General features: G+C 51.6%; 19 protein-coding genes. 17 read left to right on the top strand and 2 right to left on the bottom strand.

The genetic code is table 11. From position 1 onward, the window contains the following. From B5D32_RS13205 to B5D32_RS13175, 8 genes are all read left to right on the top strand, one after another. Positions 1-509 (top strand): PcfJ domain-containing protein (locus tag B5D32_RS13205; RefSeq protein ID WP_200805194.1); only part of this gene is annotated, 509 nt, incomplete at its 5' end. A gap of 19 nt (positions 510-528) precedes the next feature. After that, positions 529-729 (top strand): hypothetical protein, encoded by a 201-nt coding sequence (locus B5D32_RS13200; RefSeq protein ID WP_078785454.1) that lies wholly within the window; start codon positions 529-531, stop codon positions 727-729. Continuing rightward, positions 726-944 carry a DNA ligase LigA-related protein gene (locus B5D32_RS13195; protein ID WP_078785453.1) on the top strand — a complete coding sequence of 73 codons (219 nt, stop codon included), beginning with the start codon at positions 726-728 and terminating at the stop codon, positions 942-944. Before B5D32_RS13200 ends, B5D32_RS13195 begins: the two co-directional genes overlap by 4 nt. A 166-nt stretch (positions 945-1,110) precedes the next feature. Next, entirely contained in the window at positions 1,111-2,505 is a 1,395-nt protein-coding gene (locus B5D32_RS13190) for an ATP-binding protein (RefSeq protein WP_078785452.1), read from the top strand. A gap of 66 nt (positions 2,506-2,571) precedes the next feature. After that, positions 2,572-2,766, top strand: coding sequence for an antitoxin VbhA family protein (locus B5D32_RS15030; RefSeq protein WP_143402769.1), 195 nt, complete (start codon positions 2,572-2,574; stop codon positions 2,764-2,766). A gap of 258 nt (positions 2,767-3,024) precedes the next feature. Then, entirely contained in the window at positions 3,025-3,537 is a 513-nt protein-coding gene (locus B5D32_RS13185) for an RNA polymerase sigma factor (RefSeq protein ID WP_078785451.1), read from the top strand. Next, positions 3,534-4,235, top strand: a complete 702-nt coding sequence (locus B5D32_RS13180; RefSeq protein ID WP_078785450.1) for a hypothetical protein — start codon at positions 3,534-3,536, stop codon at positions 4,233-4,235. The genes B5D32_RS13185 and B5D32_RS13180 overlap by 4 nt, the downstream gene beginning before the upstream one ends. A 97-nt stretch (positions 4,236-4,332) precedes the next feature. After that, the gene (locus B5D32_RS13175) at positions 4,333-5,121 is read left to right on the top strand and encodes a hypothetical protein (protein ID WP_143402768.1); all 789 of its coding nucleotides are present in this window, start codon (positions 4,333-4,335) and stop codon (positions 5,119-5,121) included. A 243-nt stretch (positions 5,122-5,364) separates the two neighbouring features. On the opposite strand, the gene B5D32_RS13170 is transcribed toward B5D32_RS13175, so the two are convergent. Further along, the gene (locus B5D32_RS13170; RefSeq protein ID WP_078785448.1) at positions 5,365-6,183 is read right to left on the bottom strand and encodes a class I SAM-dependent methyltransferase; all 819 of its coding nucleotides are present in this window, start codon (positions 6,181-6,183) and stop codon (positions 5,365-5,367) included. A 344-nt stretch (positions 6,184-6,527) separates the two neighbouring features. Between B5D32_RS13170 and B5D32_RS13165 the strand changes: the two genes are divergently transcribed. The 8 genes from B5D32_RS13165 (at position 6,528) to B5D32_RS13130 (ending at position 17,002) form a co-directional block, all read left to right on the top strand. After that, the gene (locus B5D32_RS13165) at positions 6,528-7,919 is read left to right on the top strand and encodes a hypothetical protein (protein WP_078785447.1); all 1,392 of its coding nucleotides are present in this window, start codon (positions 6,528-6,530) and stop codon (positions 7,917-7,919) included. An 11-nt stretch (positions 7,920-7,930) separates the two neighbouring features. Beyond that, entirely contained in the window at positions 7,931-8,929 is a 999-nt protein-coding gene (locus B5D32_RS13160) for a M28 family peptidase (RefSeq protein ID WP_078785446.1), read from the top strand. Positions 8,930-9,131: 202 nt separating this feature from the next. Next, positions 9,132-11,105, top strand: a complete 1,974-nt coding sequence (locus tag B5D32_RS13155) for a hypothetical protein (protein ID WP_143402767.1) — start codon at positions 9,132-9,134, stop codon at positions 11,103-11,105. Between the two features lie 188 nt (positions 11,106-11,293). Then, complete coding sequence (locus B5D32_RS13150) at positions 11,294-11,953, top strand: response regulator transcription factor (protein WP_078785444.1); 660 nt, start codon at positions 11,294-11,296, stop codon at positions 11,951-11,953. A 98-nt stretch (positions 11,954-12,051) separates the two neighbouring features. After that, positions 12,052-13,401 carry a hypothetical protein gene (locus B5D32_RS13145; RefSeq protein WP_078785443.1) on the top strand — a complete coding sequence of 450 codons (1,350 nt, stop codon included), beginning with the start codon at positions 12,052-12,054 and terminating at the stop codon, positions 13,399-13,401. Positions 13,402-13,411: 10 nt separating this feature from the next. After that, positions 13,412-14,857, top strand: a complete 1,446-nt coding sequence (locus tag B5D32_RS13140; RefSeq protein WP_078785442.1) for a sensor histidine kinase — start codon at positions 13,412-13,414, stop codon at positions 14,855-14,857. Next, positions 14,841-15,626, top strand: a complete 786-nt coding sequence (locus B5D32_RS13135; RefSeq protein WP_078785441.1) for a hypothetical protein — start codon at positions 14,841-14,843, stop codon at positions 15,624-15,626. The genes B5D32_RS13140 and B5D32_RS13135 overlap by 17 nt, the downstream gene beginning before the upstream one ends. Then, a complete protein-coding gene (locus tag B5D32_RS13130; RefSeq protein WP_078785440.1) occupies positions 15,623-17,002 on the top strand; it encodes a hypothetical protein in 1,380 nt (459 codons plus the stop codon). The genes B5D32_RS13135 and B5D32_RS13130 overlap by 4 nt, the downstream gene beginning before the upstream one ends. 324 nt (positions 17,003-17,326) lie before the next feature. On the opposite strand, the gene B5D32_RS13125 is transcribed toward B5D32_RS13130, so the two are convergent. Next, a complete protein-coding gene (locus B5D32_RS13125) occupies positions 17,327-17,542 on the bottom strand; it encodes a hypothetical protein (protein ID WP_078785439.1) in 216 nt (71 codons plus the stop codon). A gap of 175 nt (positions 17,543-17,717) precedes the next feature. Here B5D32_RS13125 and B5D32_RS13120 point away from each other — a divergent pair. Then, positions 17,718-18,493, top strand: a 776-nt coding sequence (locus B5D32_RS13120; protein WP_078785438.1) for a ParM/StbA family protein, incomplete at its 3' end; no start/stop codon positions are given.

The following is an 18,493-nucleotide window of genomic DNA, read 5'->3' as shown; positions in this document are numbered from 1 at the left end:
CCCCGATGGAAGAAGCAATCTCGACTTACAGCGACTATCTGCAAATGTGTCAAGAACAGAATTATGATATGAAAAGCAGTCAGGTTTTGTTTCCCAAACACTGCAATGAGGCCCATGACGAGTTGAGCCGATACATTAAGAAGTGTAGGGACGAGCAAACAAAGCGTGCATTTCGTGAAGTATATGAGCATTTGGCAGAAAAGGCTAACCTCACTTCAAAGAAACTGCAAATTGTCTGCCCCAAGCAAACCGATGACCTCATCACAGAAGGACAGGCTTTGCACCACTGTGTCGGCACCTATATTGAGCGAGTGGCAGCGAAAAAATGCCTGATTGTATTTGTCCGCCGTGTAGAAGAACCGGAAAAGCCGTTTGTAACGGTAGAAGTCAGCAACGGCAAAATTGTACAAATCCGTGGCGAACGCAACAGTGACCCTACGAAAGAAGTGAAAAAGTTTGTTGACCTGTGGAGCCGCAAGGTGCTGCCTATGGCTTTGCAGACCGCGTAAGAAAGGAAGTGCTCACCTTATGAAGCAAATAGGAAATCTCGCCATCGTCTGCGCCCGGCGCAAGGATGTGACTCTGCGCATTGAGCAGGGGAGAGTGATGGTCATGCTGGATGGCACCTATGCGCCGACAGCGTTTTCTGCCGATTGGGATGACGATGAAACCATCCTGTCGGTGATCAATGAACTGAACTTCGGCCACTGTGCCCCCAAAAGCAAATGAAAACTGAGGAATGGCAAGAGAAAGCCGCTTTCATAGCCAAGCTGCGGGAACTAACAGAACGCTTGAACCGCTGCCGCGCGGCGTATGAAGCCCATACGCCGTTGGTAAGTGATGAGGTCTATGATATTCTGTTCAGCGACTTGCAGACATTGGAAAGCTGGCTGGGGTTGAGGATGAAAAACTCACCCACCAAGAAAAACAACCATCTGATATGAGACAGCCTCCACCTTACGCGGCATTGCGCGTAGGGTGGAGGCTTTTTGTTTGGAAGAAAGAATACTGCTTTTTCATTTTGGCACTTGCTTTTGCATAGAGTTGATGCTACAATAATGTTGAAATGAGATTCAATGAATTACAATTCAACGATTTTGGAGGCACGATATGTTTATTGGCCGTGAGAAAGAGCTGGCGCTCCTACAGCAAGACTATATTGGAAAAGCAGTGATGGTCTATGGCAAACGTCGAGTTGGCAAGACCACCCTGATTCAGAAAGCACTGAAATCGAGCAGCTATCGGACGGTTTACTTTGAGTGCCTGAAAGGTACAATGCAAGACAACATCAGCGGGTTTGTGCAGGAATTGGTCCGAGCAAAAATCCTACCTGTGCCATTAAATTTTGGTACCTTACAGGATGTGTTCGCGTATCTGAACGCCCTTCCGGAGAAAATCGTCGCCGTTATTGATGAGTATCCCTATCTTAAAGCAATGAATGACTCCGCAACTGTCGATTCCATCTTCCAAAACATCATTGACAATCGTCTGGTCAATATTGAACTCATCCTCTCCGGCTCCCACATCGGTATGATGAAAGACACGTTGCAGGAAAAGAATGCCCTGTATGGCCGTTTTGCCGTAACGATCAAGCTCAATGAGCTGAACTATCTGGAAGCTGCAAAATTCTATCCCGACAAGCCCCCCTATGATAAAGCGGCGCACTATGCCGTCTTTGGTGGATCACCTTTTGTTAATCAAGCGCTGCAACCTAGGGCTACAATTCGGAAAAATATTATCAGTACGATTCTCAACCCTATGAGTGCTGTCTATCTCTATGCCAACCAACTGCTGTTGTCGGATTATTCTGTCAAAATCAATGCCGAGCGGATCTTCTCGGTTATTGGAAACGGGAAGAAGAGGTATACAGAAATTGAAGATAAGCTGGATGTCAAAAAGACCGGCAACCTCTCTAAACAAATAAAATCGCTGATTGACCTTGAAATCATCGCACGCAATAGCCCCATCAACAAGATTGGCGATAATAAAAAGTCTACTTTTGAAATCAACGACAATCTGCTGCGGTTTTACTTTACCTTTATCTATAAGAACGCCAGTGCCCTGCAAGTCTTGGGGGCCGAAGCATTCTATGATGAGTATATAGCGCCAGCCTTGACGGATTTTATCTCTCGCCGATTTGAGGGTATCTGCCGCGACTATTTCAGCCTTCAGGTTCGTTCCGGTAAAATGAAGGGGGTACGCAATATTGGCAGCTATTACTATGACGACCCCGCCCATCGAAAGAATGGTGAGTTTGATGTCGCCCTGGAATTTGCAGACGGATATGAGATTTACGAAGCAAAATATTATGCCCAGCCGATGCCCCTTGATGAAATTCATCGTGAGGTTCAGCAAGTGGAAGAAATCAAAGAACTCACGGTCAAGAAAATTGGTTTCATAGCTATCAATGGATTTGCAGAGAAGGAAGAGCCGTATCTTTATCTGGACGGAAACAATATTTTTGCAAACGAAAAAGTATTATATGGTAAATATGACGTAGAATAGTCCATCAAAGTAAATTAGATAACGAAAAAAGGTGCGACTATAACGAACACATTGGAGAGGCCCCCTATGGAACCACAGAAAATAGCACAACGTAAACGGGCAGTACATGTGGCAGATGCAGTCAATAAAATTGAAGGCGTACCGGTTCGCAGCTATGCGATAGAGCTTTCAAACGCATGGTGTGAAGACAAAATCACTGGTGTACAGATGAAAGAAGCCCTTTTGAAAAGCCACATGGAATTAGCGCGCCGGGCGAAGTAAAATTATATAAAAGAAAAATCACCTTCGGGTTGCACTGCATCGCGTGAGTGCAAGTCGAAGGTAATTATTTTTATGCGAGAACCGCCAATCTACACGATACAACCGCGTAAGTTGGAGATTTTTATTTAGTGAGTAACGAGAGGTGTGTATTGATTTTAATGTTTATAGAAAAAATCATGAAAATGCATAACACTTTAGTAAGTTATGGTGTTATAGTAGTGAAAGGCCTTTGCAAAGTCAAGTAATGGGAGCGGTAACATGGAACAAAAATATAAAGTGGAACAGATTTTCACAAAAAACTATGCCCGCCTATGTGCAATGACCACTGCCATTCTACATGATTCGTCTCTTGCCCAAGATGCGGTACAAGAAGGATGGATTAGATTGCATAAAGCCAAGCAACTTGATACGTCGAGTGAGGAAAAACTTGAGCATCTTATACTTATTACTGTCCGTCATGCGGCCTACAACATCATGCGAAGGGGAAATCCTGAACCGATTGAAGATAGTATATTGAATTCTATCCCGGACACTTCACCATCACCACATGAGATTGTAGAGAGCAGAGAGGTAAGTAGAAAAATAAAGAACAGTTTGAGAAATCTAAGCGAGACAGATCGGTCTATTATTCAATTACAGTATGGTCAAGGATATACCAGCACACAAATAGCAGCATTACTTGACATCTCTCCCAATACAGTGCGACAGCGAGCATGGAGAACGAGAAAAATGCTCAAAGCGGTGTTAGAGAAAGAAGGTATTATACTGTGAAGAATAAGTTTGATGAGTTATTGATTGCGGTATGCGAAGATATGCAAAAAGAAGAATTGGAAGCATTTCATGCAATCGAAGTAAAACCAGTGACTGGGCCAAATCTTAAGATTAGTAAAAAAAGATATAAAAGTGTTTACATGGCAGCGGCAGTCGTTGCGGCGGTTTTTCTATTTGCAACAGCAGCGGTGGCGTTATGGCCAGAACTGAGCTGGAATATGAATCGTGGGAGTGTTTGGCTGACGGTTAGGAATGCCCCTGATTCAAGCAACTATGAGAAAATGCAGATTCAAGTTCCCAGCAGCGATTATAGTGTAGAGGAGCTTGATGAGAATGCAGAAATAGGATATAGTCGTATTCGTGTTACCTATTCTGGAAAAATTCATACGGGAATAGGTAAAGGCTATAAGACAGAGCAAAAAAGCTTTGTTGTAACACAGTACAGTTTTGCATCGGTTGAACATGAATTTACAGATGAAGACGGGAATCTTCTTTCGGAAATTGACCGAGATGAACTTCGGAATGCAATTGCATTAAAGGAATCGGTAAATAGTATTCAGCCAGAAGATATTATCTCTAAAGCGGCAATTTATTGGGTAACAGATCAGTCTTGCTATCGATTTTATCGTGAAACAGAAATATATGATGTGGACGAAGCTGAAAAAATAATAGAAATGCTAAAATCTATAAAGCCATGAAAGGAGGCTCTTAGGCTTTATCTGTACTGTCGAATTTTATCGCAGGAAATAACAGGTTCAAAAACGCAATGCCTACTTACAGGGGAGGTGTATTAAGGTGAAGACATTTGAATGGGGATTGCTAAAAATATGTTGTGCTTTTTTGTGCATGTTGACTTTGTTGACAGCATGTTCCAATGAGGAGCTTGTTGAAAACACATCAAACTGTGTCGGTGAGGAATATGTTGAAATTGAAGGTGAAAAAACATCTAATGGGTCACAGGAACACGTAACGGTGGACGAATTAAAGGAATTACCTGCAATTATTGCTGAGGCAAAACAAATATGCAATGAAAAAGAACTGGCAATTGATGAATTTTATACTTTTGCATATGGAGATAAGTTTGTGACAGTGTGTGGTGCGGTTGAACAAACAGATGCACAACTTCTACATGAAAAATACCCGGATATCACTTTTCCTGATTCGATTGGCGATTACAAATTTCAAGTGGCATCGTTAGATTATAAGCCCACACCATCAATTCAAGTGTCTACTTCAATTCCAGAGGGGGCTGAATTGAATAGTATTTACAAACAAGCAGATGAAACAACATATGATCATTTGCTTCGAATGAGTATTAGTTATTACAATGAGAAAAAAACTCTAAAGATTGAAGTATATCGAGCAAATGCCGAAGCCGTGTCGGTACAAGAAAACAATCTTAATATCGAAGAAGAGATTGGCAAATATGAGATTGTAAGTGATAGTATTACCTCGGAGATGTACTTGCGCTGGGGAAATGAAACGTGGAAATACTTGATGCATGAGAACAATGGCGGGACGGAAGAAAATTTCTGTAAAGCATTAATTGATATAGGCGTTTCTTTGTTGATTGCTTTTCGGTAGCCAGGTAAGAGCACAGAAGCATATGCCGTCAATAAAAGTGGAGATGTACTGGGTCGTACCTATGCGATGGAACTTTAAACTACAAGCAACGAAGATGAAATCACCGGATCGCAGATGAAAGCAGTACTTTTGAAAAAGCTACATGGAAATGGCGTGTCGTGTGAAGCAAAGCCACATGAGATATAAAATGGAAACCATGTATTCAAAAAAACACAGCAGGGAAAGTCTCAAAAAATGACGGCATTAACAATTTGAAAACATAAAAAGCTGAAATTGTCTCCGACTTGCACTCACGTCATGTGATGTAAATCGGAGACAATTATATTTTATATTTTTTTCCTCTGTTGCTTTCACCAGCAGCATTGGGCGGCGCAGTTCGTCTTTCATACCGGGCAAGTCCATCATGTTGGCGGGCGGCTCGGCTTCCTCTACAGCCTCCAGCACAAACCCGATGCGCAGTAAGCCCATAAGAATCTGCGTTAGTGTGTGGTGCTGCTTGCGGATCTCGCAGCCTAAAAAGTTAGTGACACGCTCACCGGGCAGAAAGTAGTTGTCGATGGGCCAGTACAGCAGCCGACCGTTCGTACCATAAACCCAGCCTTGATGTACACCAGCAGTGAATGAGGGATGCTCTATATAAAAAAGGAACGTCCCGCCAGATTTCAGCGTCCGATGCACATTGGCAAACACACGGTCTAAATCGGCAATGTAGTACAGCGCCAGATTGGAAACTACGCAATCCCACGCGGCGGCAGGGTAATCGTAATCCGCAATGCTGCAAAGGCGGTATTCAATTTTCGGATCTGCATTGCGCTTTTGGGATTCATCCAGCATTTTGTGGCTGATGCCGATGCCCAACACCTGTGCCGCGCCCTGCTCCACAGCATACTTACAGTGCCAGCCATAGCAGCAGCCTAAATCCAAAACACGCTTGCACTGCAAATCTGGGAACAGAGGCTGCAGCATGTGCCACTCGCACGCGTCGGCAAGCCCCCGTTGGCTGCGGGTCATCTTAGCATATTCTTGGAAAAATGCTTCGTTGTCATATTCAATATCTGCCATAGTGTGTGGCACCACTTTTGTGGTAGTATACCATGAAATATCCCCGGCAGTAAATTGACGTTTTCTGCAAATTATGGTATCATACTGATGTAAGTGATTTATGTGTCCTGCAAAGCAATTTGCACTGACACACGTTGTTATTTTTGTACTTTGTGCCTGCAATGCCGCTGACCGTTTGGTCTGTGCATTGCGGGCATTTTTTATCTGACGGGGGCAGCCCCGCATAAAGCGAGAATGATTTTTTGTACTGCTGTTTGCAGCGAAGAAAAGTTGTTCTCGCTTTTTTGTTTTGGTTTGGCGCCGCCCGGCGTTAAAAATAGAAATGCAAGAAAGGTGAAATCACAATGATGGATGAACTCAAACAGCAATTTTACGAGGTCATGCACAAGTATCAAAAGCCGTTTTCGGAGGAAGGAGTCGCGGCGAACCTTACACAGTGGTATGAACAGAAGCAGGGGCTTTTGCAGCTCCTGCGCAAGCATCCGCTATGGAACGAGAAGGAACTGGCAATCGTGTTCCGCGTGGAGGAGCGCCGGGAAATTGACCGCATTACCGTAGATGAAACACGCGCCGCCATACTGGAACTGGGCCGCAGGGCCTGCACGGATGATACGGTGTACGAGAACTTTGAAGTAGCCCTGCGCGCAGCAACCGCAGACTATGCCCGGATACCAAACGAGTACCGCTTGGACACGATTCGGCAGTACGGCGGTATCAAGTGCGCACCGGGGCAAAAGGCAAGCCGTATCATCAATCGGCTCTGCCTGAAATTTCATCTCGACCAAATCGAGGAAGAAGCAGAAGCTGGCGAACCGGATAACCGCTATACGCGCACGATCAAGCCATACAACGCGCTGTTTGCGCGGCTGGCAGATGCCCTGAACCCGGCGCATATCGAGAAAACCGCAGTGCTGTCAATCCACCCCTGTGATTTTCTCGAAATGTCCAACCGTGACAACACTTGGAGTTCCTGCCATTGCTTAGAAGGCGGCGGTTACCGCGGCGGCTGCCAGTCCTATATGGGGGATGCTGTCAGCATGATTTTCTTCACGGTCAGTGACGAGTACACGCAGGACTTCCATACAGCCCCGCGCATCACGCGAGAGATTTTCTGCTATAAGGATAATGTTCTGCTGCAATCCCGATTGTATCCTACAGATTTGGAGGACCAAAAGACATTGTATCGCAGCATCGTCCAGCAGGCAATCGCAACATGCCTTGACAAGCCGAACCTGTGGTCACTTAAGCGTGGAAAAGATACCGAACCTTACTGCGAGTCTGCGGCGGACAGCAACCACTATCCCGACTATGAGTATGGGTATGCGGTAGTATCTCTGCTGAAAGGGGAGACTGACTATGGCAAAATGACGATTGGCTCGGTGGCTCGCTGCGTCTGCTGCGGCGGGGAACAGAAGAACCACCGCTCGATACGCTGTACAGAATGCGGCAGTATGTTTGTTTGCAAAGGCTGTGGTAAAACGGTGCATGGATATGGGCGATATATTGATAACCACTTTTACTGTAAGGAATGCAGTTATCGCTGCACTGCCTGCGGAGAGGAGTTTATCGGTATGCCGCGTATCGGAATTGCCCGTTCCGGCGAGCAGCGCGGAATTTGCCCTGCCTGCTATGAGCAGGTTGTTGGCGTATGCGGAAACTGCACAATCCATAGTGACTGCCTTTCCATCGGTGCCAATCGCTTCTGCCCGAACCAGATGAGCGGTCTTGCCGCATAAAGGAGGAATCCATGCAAGAATTGACATTTGAAACCATTCTGCGCCTGCCGCAGATGGAATTGAAAAGGACGCTGAAAGCTGAGTTGAAAAGCAGGGGCTACCCCGTCACCGATAAACCCGGCTACCTGTATGCCGAGGGAGCAATCCCTGTGATGCTGGTGGCCCACATGGACACGGTTCACAGGCAGCCTGTTGAGCAGATATGCTATTCGGCAGACGGGACAGTAGCCATGTCACCGCAGGGAATCGGCGGTGATGACCGCTGTGGTGTCTGGATGATTTTGCAGATCCTGCACACAGCAAACTGTCATGTGCTGTTCTGTGAGGACGAAGAAATCGGCTGCATAGGTGCAAAGAAATTTACAGGAGGTCCTTTGCAGCCACAGGTAAACTACATCGTAGAACTTGACCGCCGCGGCAGCAATGATGCTGTGTTTTACCGCTGCGATAACCCGGAGTTTGAGGATTTCGTCACCTCGTTCGGGTTCGAGACAGCAGAAGGTTCGTGCAGTGACATATCCTACATTGCGCCGTATCTGGAAACTGCGGCGGTCAATATCAGCTGCGGGTACTATTTCGAACATCAGCGGCATGAGTACATCTGCTTAGAGGAGATGGAACTGAACGCCGCCCGTGTGGCGCAGATGGTAACGCAGCAGACAGAACATTTTGAATATCGTGAACGGCAGGATGGCTTCTTCGGTGGAAGAGCGTACCAGTACTCTATGTGGGATACCGCTTTTGAGCGAGAAACCTACAAGTGGCTTTCGCCGCTGCCGAAAGAAGCAAAAATCAAGCTGGGAACAGCGGAACTTATCATGCCTCACGCCAAGATTGACCGGCAGGGGAAGGTACATCGCTATGTTCCTAAATTGAAAGCGGCCATACTGACAGAAAACGCCATAGCGGTGATGCCGGACGGTAAGAAAGCAGGATATGATTCCCAAGAGGCCAAGTGCCAGAAAGTGATGCCCCTGTCAAGGGCGTTGGAAATACTGGGATGTAAGTAAACAAAAGGTCCTCTTTCGCTGTGAAAGAGGACCTTTTGTGAAGTGGTGCAAATATATAACTTGGTTAGAGTTCGGTGCAGTATCTTGCCAATCATGCGAAGCGGATGTAAAATTTATGGCGACCCGTTGTGCAAATGCAGAAAGCTATGGTATGCTAATTATATAAAGTGTACAGGAAATAATCAGAGCGCGAGGGGGCATAATGATGGAGAACAAATCGGATAAAGGCGGCTTCTGGAAACGACAATCTTTTCTTTTGCCTCCATTGACTGCGGCGGTGGTTTTGCTGTGCCAGCAGATGGCTTCTTCCAATCCATCCGGCGTGGTCACCGTGAACATTTTGCTGTTGGTACTGAATTTCTTCAGCTATGTAGGTCTTTTGCGTGGGGAAAAAAGCACAGAAAAATCCGTGGCGATCGCCGCGGCAGGGTTTATTACACTGATGGCATTTGTGTTCAATACCTGCGTAGCGGGAATTCCCACCCCTTTGAGCGATACGGGAATCTTTATGAACAGTCTCTGCGGTATGTGGGTACTGGTAGCAGTTGTTCAAGGAATTTCGCTGTTGATACAGGCAGTGTTGCAACCAACGGTTGAGCAAGAAACAGGAGCAAGCGAAACCAATGTTTGGAATCGCCTACAAAAAGTAGGGGGACAGCTAAAACCAAAAGCCACAAACTCGCAGGGAATGATTTTGACACTGCTGCGCCTTGCCACAGTATTGTTGGCAATCGTTTCTTGGTGGAGTACCGCACAGGGCATGCGGGACTATGTGTTTTCACAGGCGTGGCAGGCAAATCTTGCCTCGTTTGCCATACAAAGCATCCTGCTGGGACTGAACTTTTACTTGCCGACCTTCTGGCGCTGGATACATAGTCTGCGCGGGAAAATCTGCGTGCTGGCGCTCAGCGGCGTGGTCTTGTTCTGCTCCTCGTGGTTCAGCTATGTTTTTATCGTTGGCACGGTCTATGAAAAAAGCTGGCAGACCGAAAGCCGCCTGTTGGTTCAGTCCGTGTACCGAAACGAACTATACAAAGCGGATGAATTTGTACAAATCAGCAGTGATGCACTGCGGGAAACCCTGGGCGGCGAGGTGGCGGCTCTGTACACTGCCAGCAAGACCGCCGATACCGAAACAACACAGAATCCTTCCGGCTTGGATCTGACAGCGGACAAGGCAAGCTACGCCGATAATGCGGACTTTGCGGCAAATAATGAAATTGCTTCGGCAATCCAAGCAATGCAGATCGCCACGCAGGAGGGAACATCCTCCGGCGTGCGCGAACAGGCTGCCGCAGCACTAACACAGCTTACCGAACAGGTGGAAACCCGCATCGAACAGCTGACGCAGCAGATAAGCCAGACGCAGGACGCCTTGACGGCAGCAGCAGATGCGCAAACCAGCGCAGCAAGTGCGTTGCGAAATGCGCCGTATGGAAGTAATACTAACGCTTTGCAGAGTGCCTATAACAGTGCGGCATCCCGATTGAGTAACTTGCAGGATACGGTAAATCAGCAACAACAGGACTTACAGGATTATCAGCAGGCGCAGGGAATCCTGCAACGATACGCAGGTGTGCTGGGAATTGCCGGAAATGCAGCCTCCGTGCAGACAGGTCAGGCGCTGCGTAGTATCCAAAGTGCGCTGCTCCAGACAGATGTGGATACGGAAGCTATTGAACAGCAGGCACGCACTGTGTTTGAACAGCTGCAAGCCGCACAGGACAGTGGATTGGATGCGGATTTTCAGACATTATTGAATGATATGGACAGTTTTATCCGCAAGGTACAGGATTACGCAGTCCTGAAATCATCAGGTGACGCGCTGCAAAACCAGATTGACAGCATGACGGCAGACACTGCACAGGATACGGAAAACTGGGAGCCCCTATGGACAGAGAAAAATGAGCGTCTGAAGGCAACAATCAGTGGTCTGCCTGTCAGTGACAGCGGGCAGGAGTATGACCGTGCAGATGCCCTTGATAAGCTGGACGATGCACAGCGCCTCTATATTTCAGAGCATAACCCTGTTGATCAGGCACTGATTTATCTGGGAAGCCCATATTGGCAGCTGGCAGCATTTTCTCTTGTATTGGCGTTCTTCTTGGATATTGCCGCCTTTATTACCGGGCTTGTCATTGATGTGGCAGATCGGCGTAAAATGTTGGAAAAATGAAGAAAACCACATAGGTTAAAAGGACAGCCCCTTCCGCTGATGTGATTTCAGCAGAAGGGGCTATTACTTTATGCTCACGTGTGACATGGCAAAGTAACTTGCAAAAATGGGTTTGTAAATTTTGGCTAAAAGTTCACCGAAATGTAACATTCTGTTGTACAATAGGGATTATAAAGGGGGATTGTTGAATGAATCCGATTTTGATTGTGGACGATGAAGCCGCCATTGCCATGCTGGTGCGGCGCATCCTGACGGAGGCGGGTTACCGCTGCCAGGCCGTGACCGACAGCCGTGCGGCGGCAAATTTGCTGGAAAAGAACCGCTATGATCTGGTGCTGCTCGATGTGATGATGCCCCATCTGGACGGGTACGATCTGCTGGCGTACCTGCGGCCCACGGGCACGCCCTGCATCTTCATCACGGCGAAGGACGCTGTGGCCGAGCGGGTGCGCGGGCTGAACAGTGGCGCGGATGATTATATTGTCAAGCCGTTTGCCCCCACTGAGCTGGTGGCCCGGGTGGAAAGCGTGCTGCGGCGCGCCGGGCGCAGCACCGCCGTCTATACGATGTGGGAGTACACAGTGGACGCTGCGGCCTGCCGTGTGCTGCGCGGTGAGGAGGAAATGCACCTGACCCGCAAGGAATATGACTTACTTCTCTTGTTTTTGCGCAACCGCGGCCGGGCGCTGTACCGGGATTATCTGTACGAAACCGTCTGGGGCGATGACGGCACGGGCTGTGACACCCGCACGCTTGACACCCACATTGCCCGCCTGCGCCGCAAGCTGAACCTTGGCGACCGCCTGCGCAGCGTGCGGCAAATCGGGTATATGCTGGAAAAGGAATAAAAAGAATAAAATGTAACCCGCCCGTGACGAAGCTGTAACCAACCGGAAACAATCCTGCACTATGCTGGGGGTACAACAAACAAAGGGGGATAACCACCATGAAACACACCACAAGGCTGACCGCCTGTCTGCTGGCGCTGGCGCTGACGGCCTGCACGGCCGCGCCGCAGAATATGCCTGCAGGCACGACCACCGAGACAGCCACCCCGCCCGCGCAGACTGCAGAGCCCACCACAGAAACACCCGCCGTGCAGGACACACTTACACCCATTTACACGACCTGGGGCGCGGCGGTGGGCCGGGATGCCGTCTACAGCGCGATGAACATTGACGATGCCGGGCAATACTTCGCCACAACGATTGATTTTTCAACGGGCGAGCAGCGTATTCTCTGCAAAAAGCTCGGCTGCAGCCATGCGGATGAAAGCTGCCCGGCCTACATGACGGCCATCCGTAACGGCTGCGTGCCGAAAGCCATGCTGCTGCCCGTGGGTGACCACCTTTACTGGCTTGTGGATGGCCGCCACAATGAGAGTGACAGCGCCTATCTGGATGTGAGCAATCTGGACGGCAGTGACCGCCGCCGTGTGGCCGAGGGGGATGACCTGCCCGATTTGACCAATGCCTTTATCTGGTACACGGATGGCACAGCACTGTATATATTTGTGCGCAGCTATGACGAATATTCCGCTTTTCGTCTGGATGAGGGCGGTGCAGCGTGCTTCTTTACCCGTAGCATACCGGACGGCGAGGACTATTTCGCCTTAGGCTGCTGGCAGGACAAAATCGTTTTGCAGCACAGCGCAGGCTATCAGCAGCAGCCCTTGAACCCGGCCGGAGAGGCCGCCACGGATGAGGAACTGCGCGCATGGCTGGCCGCCGACGAGCAGGCGCGGAACGAGCAGACGAAAAACATCTGTCTGCTGGATACGGCGGGCAACATGACCGACACCGACATGACATGGGGCGGCAGTGAGGGCAATGTCCAGCTTGTCCACAACGGTGCGGCCTATCTGCTGAACGAATCGGGGCTGGTGACAAAATTTGACCTGACTGCAGGCACAGCCCAAACCCGACAGCTTGACCTGCAGGGAGTATTATACGGTGTCGTGGAAGGCGCAAGGCTGGACGGCTGGATCCCTGTGACGGTGCGCGATGACAGCGAGGGGCTGCTGAACCCTGAGACCGGCGTCTACACCCCGCTGCCGACCACATGGCTCAAGGATCAGACGGTGGAGCGCAGCCCGTTTATTGTGGCAGCCAGCGACACGATGCTGCTAGTGAAATACGGCGAAATCTACTACACGACAAATGACATCGGCACGGACGGCGCACCTTACAGCTTTACCACCTGCCGCGGAGAGTACGGTATCATTTCGGTTAAGGACTATCTGGCGGGCAGTCAGGATTGGGTGCAGGTGACGCTGCAGGGCCGCGATCTGGTATGAGGAAACAGTCATGAAATTTGCAACCAAGCTATCTCTGGGCTGCATTGCGCTGCTGTCTTGCGCGCTGGGTGCGGCGGGGCTGCTGCTGACAGGGCAGAGTTTTTCCGGCAGTCTGGCCAGCACCCGCACGGCCCTGCAGGCCCAGCAGGAAAAAGAAAAATACGCGCTTGAACGCATCATCTTTCAGGCCACGGACAGTGCGCAGTTTGAAAATTACATTTTGGCGTCCGCGGCCCAGCAGTATGCCGAGCAGACCGCCGATGCGGGCAGCAGCATGGCACTCTGGCTGGACGGTGCGTATACGCTCTACTCCGGCCTGCCTGCGGCCCTGCCGCGCACCGCACTGAAGCAGGCCCTGACGAACGGCGAAAACGCCTGGCAGCTGACCCGGGCGGCCGGGCGGTGGTATCTGCTGCTGACCCAGCCGCTGGACCTGCCCGGCGTGCGGGCCGATATGCTCTGCGCCTACGATGTGAGCGCGGTGTTCGCCACCCGTGACGCCCAGCTGCGGGCGTGGCTGGCGGCATCGGCGGCGCTGCTGGTATTGGGCGGCGGGGCAGCTGTGCTGTTCAGCCGCCGCGTGACCCGCCCGCTGACTGCGCTGCAGACGGCCAGCGAGAAAATTGCCGATGGTGAGTACACCCAGCGTACTCAGGTCAAGACCGATGATGAAATCGGCGCGCTGAGCCGCAGCTTTGATGCAATGGCCGCAGCGGTGGAAGGCAAGATCAACGAATTATCAAAAACAACGCAGAGCCAGCAGGACTTTATTGCGGCATTTACGCACGAGGTCAAGACCCCGATGACCGCGATGCTCGGCTATGCTGACCTGATGCGCGCCCGGCCCGATGACACCGAGACCCAGCGGGAGGCAGCGGGCTACATCTACCACGAGACCCAGCGACTGGAAAACCTGAGCCGCAGTCTGCTGGCGCTGATGGGGCTGGATCAGGCCGGGGCGCTGGAGCTGGTGCCCTGTCAGGATGCCGGGCTTTTGCTGCAGACCGTGCGCAGCCTGCCGCAGGGCAGTACGCCCGTGCCGCGTGTCATCAGCGCGGGGTGCGTGGTGCAGGTAGACCGCAGCCTGTGGGTGGATATGCTGCGCAACCTGACCCTCAATGCCCAGCGAGCCTGTCAGGGCATCGAGGGTGCAGCCATCACCCTGCGGTGTGAGCGCCGCGCCGGGCAGGTGGTTTTCACCGTGACGGATACGGGCTGCGGCATCCCCGCCGCCGATCTGCCCCGCGTGACCGAGGCATTTTACATGGTGGACAAGTCCCGCAGCCGGGCCGCAGGCGGCAGCGGCATCGGGCTGGCACTCTGCGCCCGCATTGCCGGGGCACACGGGGCAAAGCTGGAAATCACCAGCACCGAGCATGTCGGCACGACTGTGACCATCGCCGTGCCGGAGGTGCTGCCGAGCGAAAGGGAGGCTGACAATGACACACAAAGCTGATACGCTGCGCCCCTTCCTGCGCTGCGCTGCTGTGGTGCTGTGCAGTCTGGCGCTGCCGCTGGCGGTGTTCGCCCTGTGGGACCGCGCACTGCTGGCAGCGCCCCACATCCGCACGGACGGGGAGCGCTTTTCGGCAGCCGGGCGGGCCAATGCCACAGCCTGCACCCTCTACGCCGCCGAGCATGTGACGAAGGTGCCGCTCGGCAGCAACAGCGTCTGGGACGGCGGCTGGACGGCGGGCACGATGGACGGCAGTGCACTGGCCCGCGCCCGCCGGACGCTGCGCGCCCTGCACGAGGCCGGGCTGCTGTGCGATGACAGCTATGCCGCTGCACTCTCGGTCTGCCGTCTGGACTACGGCAGCTGGGAGCTGTACACTGCGCCCTGCGGCCTGACGCAGCTGGTGCGCAGCCCGGAAGAGATCTACACAGGCGCGGATACCGAGCATGTGTATATCCAGCTGATTCTTTCTGATGACGATGCACCGCTGTATTTTAACTATCAGAACGATTTAGGACAGGGTGATACGCTTGCTGATGACGCTGTGGCGCAGTATTGCGCCCTGCTGGGGCTGGACGAGTTTACCGACTGGCAGTACCCGGACTGGGGCACAGCCGTGCGGGATTTCGGCGCAGCAGGCTACAGTGAGACTGCGCAGGTCTACGCCGTGGCGAACGCCAGCGGGTACAGCGTGACGCTCTCCGCCGCCAGCATGACGCCGCAGACCTTTGCCGCACTGAACACGCAATACGGGGAGGAAATATCATGAAGAAATATCTTGCTATCACTGCCGCGCTGGCGCTGGCCCTGACAGCCTGCGGACAGACCGCAGCGGACAGCACGCCGACACCGACTGCGGCCACGGAAGCCGCAGCAGCCCCCGCCGAGCAGCTGCAAAGCATCGGCAGCGGCACCCTGCGGCTGCTGACCGCCGCTGCGGACGGCGTGTATTATCAGGCGTTCAACGACTGTGAAATCAACTATACCGACACGATGGGTCGTGCGCTGATCTATGCCATCGACGAGCAGACTGGCGATGCGCGCCCTGTCTGCAATCTGCCCGGCTGCGCCCATGACAGCGCAGCCTGCCCCGCGTGGAGCGACGGCAACGTGACGCTCTGCTACGGCGATGGGGATGAAGTGTATCTGTTGGCGTTTTATTATAACGATGAAACCAGCTATTATCGCTGGGAAAGAATCAATTCCGACCACACGGAGCGGATTTTGCTGGCGGAGGTGGAGCCAGGTTTGTCCGTTGTGGGGCGCGGCGTGGCTGTGGATGATGCGAACCTCTATTACAGTGTGCTGACCGATGATAACCGCCGCCAGACGCTGTGGGCTGTGGATAAGACCGGCGGTCAGGCACAGAAAATCTGCACATGGGACGATCTGCCTGACGGGACAGGGGAGTATGCCCCCGAAATGTACACGCTGTTGGAAGTAGGCGGTCAACAGATGACCTTTGCCAAGATGATACAGTCGAACGATGCGCTGACCAAGGCTATGCAGATTTGCACAGTGGATCTGGCCAATGGGAGCTGTACACCGCAGCAGCGCTATGAGCGCGATGCGGGCACGGTGTTTGTGACAGGGGACGGTATGGAAAAGCGCGACCTGATCAGCTACCGAAACGACTACCAAATCCTGACCGAGGGCAGCCGCAGCGGCCTTGCCAACTGCAACTACCAGAGCGGGGAGGTCGGTTATCTGAACGCGGCAGCAGATAGCTTTACCCCCGTAGCAGACGGCTTTCCCACAACCCGCGCAGGGTGGGAGTGCTACTACTCCCTGACCGGCTTTGCCGATGGCTGGCTGGTGTGGGTGGACGAGTGCGGCTGCGATGAAAACGGCAACGGCACGGGCGACAACACGACCCGCCAGTATTTCTGCCGCAACGGCGTCAAGACAGAGCTGACACAGCAGCGCTATGTGCCTGGCAAGGACGTGCGGAATATCCGCATCCTGGACGCTCAGCAGGGCCGCGTGCTGGCCGCCTACGACACCAAAACCGGCACGGTACACGACGTGGACAAGGACGGCACGACCTACACCCGGCCGATGAACTGGGACGTCTACGGCGTCATAGCGCTGGACGACCTGCTGGCAGGCAGTACAGACTTTACGCCGCTGAACTTTGCAGAATGACAAAAAAATATGATCAGGTACAATTTGTTGCTTACTGGGACGGGAACTCACTGCACCTGTCAAAATGCCATCGCTCTGGAAAGCCAATATTGGCAGTTTGCGATATCCTCTATTATACTGGCATTCTTCTTGAATATTGCTACGTTCATTACCGACATTGTCCTTGATGCGGCAGATTGGCGCAAAATGTCGACAAGATGAAGAAGATCATATAAGAGGTTAGAAATACCGATAAATCATAATAACAGCCCCTTCCGCTGATGCGATTTCAGCAGAAGGGGCTATTCCTTTAATTATATTGAATTTTCCCCGGCGGGTCACAAATTACCGATTCCAGATGTTGTTTTCAAGATCGACAAGCCGCTTTTTATACTCGGCCATCCGCTGGTCGGCTTTGCCGTCGTCATCGGGAAAGCTGACGAGGTAGCCTGTGTCTGTATCATGGAAGCCGATTTCGCCGGTAAGGCCGCATATATCGGAAACTTTCAGCAAGGTATGAAAATCATACTGCATGGCACTGATTTCAAGCGTTTTATTCATGACGGACTCCTGTGTTTTTACTTACTTTGCCCATTATAGCGCACCCGTCAGGGAAATGCAAACAAATAAATAATGCGCATCATTGCGTACAAGAAAAAATAATGCGTAAATTTGTTGGGAAATGACGTATTCAAAACGTATAAGGTAAATATAAGCATCGAAAGGAGCTGATGTTATGCTTATTGCTATCGACCACGGCAACAAACAGGTCAAAACTGTCCACGGAAACGCCATTGTTTCCGGTGTACAGAAAAGCAAAACCAGACCTTACGGTAGGGACGTACTGAAATACGGCGGCAGTTACTATACGCTGTCCGCACAGCGCATCCCGTACCAGAAGGACAAAACCACAGACGAGCGTTTCTTTATTCTGTCGCTGTTTGCCATCGCGGAGGAAATCGAAGCGCAGGGCGCGTATACCTCCGGGTTGATGCCCATTGACCTTGCCATCGGTCTGCCGCCCGCACACTTCGGCGCACAGAACAAAGCGTTCGTGCGCTACTTCAAGCGCAAGGACCCCATCTACTTCTCCTACCGTGACAAGTTGTACAGTATCCTGATCCGCGATGTGCAGTGCTATCCGCAGGCATTTGCAGCGGCGGCCATGATGCTGGGCGAGCTGGCAACCGTGCCGCGTGCGCTGATTCTGGATGTGGGCGGTTTCACGGCGGACTATCTGCTGTTGAAGAATGGCCGCGCCGACCTGTCCACCTGTGATTCACTGGAAAACGGCGTGATTCTGCTGTACAACCGTATCCGCTCCAAGGCAAGTTCAGATTTGGATGTACTGCTGGAAGAAACCGATGTGGATGCCATTCTCTTGCAGGGGCAGGGGAGCAGCTACGGGGAAGAAGTCGCCGCGCTGGTGGAATATCAGGCGCAGGAGTTCGTCAATGATATGCTGGGCGCACGGCGTGAGCGCCAGCTTGACCTGCGCACGGGACGCGTGAT

The organism is Gemmiger formicilis, assembly GCF_900167555.1.
GTDB lineage: Bacteria > Bacillota > Clostridia > Oscillospirales > Ruminococcaceae > Gemmiger > Gemmiger formicilis.
The sequence above is the reverse complement of the archived record's forward strand: the minus strand, read 5'-3'. Positions and strand labels throughout refer to the sequence as shown.

Bases quoted from the DNA above. Each gene is read 5' to 3' on its own strand.
- B5D32_RS13200 (WP_078785454.1), top strand. From the start codon at position 529: ATGAAGCAAATAGGAAATCTCGCCATCGTCTGCGCCCGGCGCAAGGAT.
- B5D32_RS13195 (WP_078785453.1), top strand. From the start codon at position 726: ATGAAAACTGAGGAATGGCAAGAGAAAGCCGCTTTCATAGCCAAGCTG.
- B5D32_RS13190 (WP_078785452.1), top strand. From the start codon at position 1,111: ATGTTTATTGGCCGTGAGAAAGAGCTGGCGCTCCTACAGCAAGACTAT.
- B5D32_RS15030 (WP_143402769.1), top strand. From the start codon at position 2,572: ATGGAACCACAGAAAATAGCACAACGTAAACGGGCAGTACATGTGGCA.
- B5D32_RS13185 (WP_078785451.1), top strand. From the start codon at position 3,025: ATGGAACAAAAATATAAAGTGGAACAGATTTTCACAAAAAACTATGCC.
- B5D32_RS13170 (WP_078785448.1), bottom strand. From the start codon at position 6,183: ATGGCAGATATTGAATATGACAACGAAGCATTTTTCCAAGAATATGCT.
- B5D32_RS13165 (WP_078785447.1), top strand. From the start codon at position 6,528: ATGATGGATGAACTCAAACAGCAATTTTACGAGGTCATGCACAAGTAT.
- B5D32_RS13160 (WP_078785446.1), top strand. From the start codon at position 7,931: ATGCAAGAATTGACATTTGAAACCATTCTGCGCCTGCCGCAGATGGAA.
- B5D32_RS13155 (WP_143402767.1), top strand. From the start codon at position 9,132: ATGATGGAGAACAAATCGGATAAAGGCGGCTTCTGGAAACGACAATCT.
- B5D32_RS13150 (WP_078785444.1), top strand. From the start codon at position 11,294: ATGAATCCGATTTTGATTGTGGACGATGAAGCCGCCATTGCCATGCTG.
- B5D32_RS13145 (WP_078785443.1), top strand. From the start codon at position 12,052: ATGAAACACACCACAAGGCTGACCGCCTGTCTGCTGGCGCTGGCGCTG.
- B5D32_RS13140 (WP_078785442.1), top strand. From the start codon at position 13,412: ATGAAATTTGCAACCAAGCTATCTCTGGGCTGCATTGCGCTGCTGTCT.
- B5D32_RS13135 (WP_078785441.1), top strand. From the start codon at position 14,841: ATGACACACAAAGCTGATACGCTGCGCCCCTTCCTGCGCTGCGCTGCT.
- B5D32_RS13130 (WP_078785440.1), top strand. From the start codon at position 15,623: ATGAAGAAATATCTTGCTATCACTGCCGCGCTGGCGCTGGCCCTGACA.
- B5D32_RS13125 (WP_078785439.1), bottom strand. From the start codon at position 17,542: ATGAATAAAACGCTTGAAATCAGTGCCATGCAGTATGATTTTCATACC.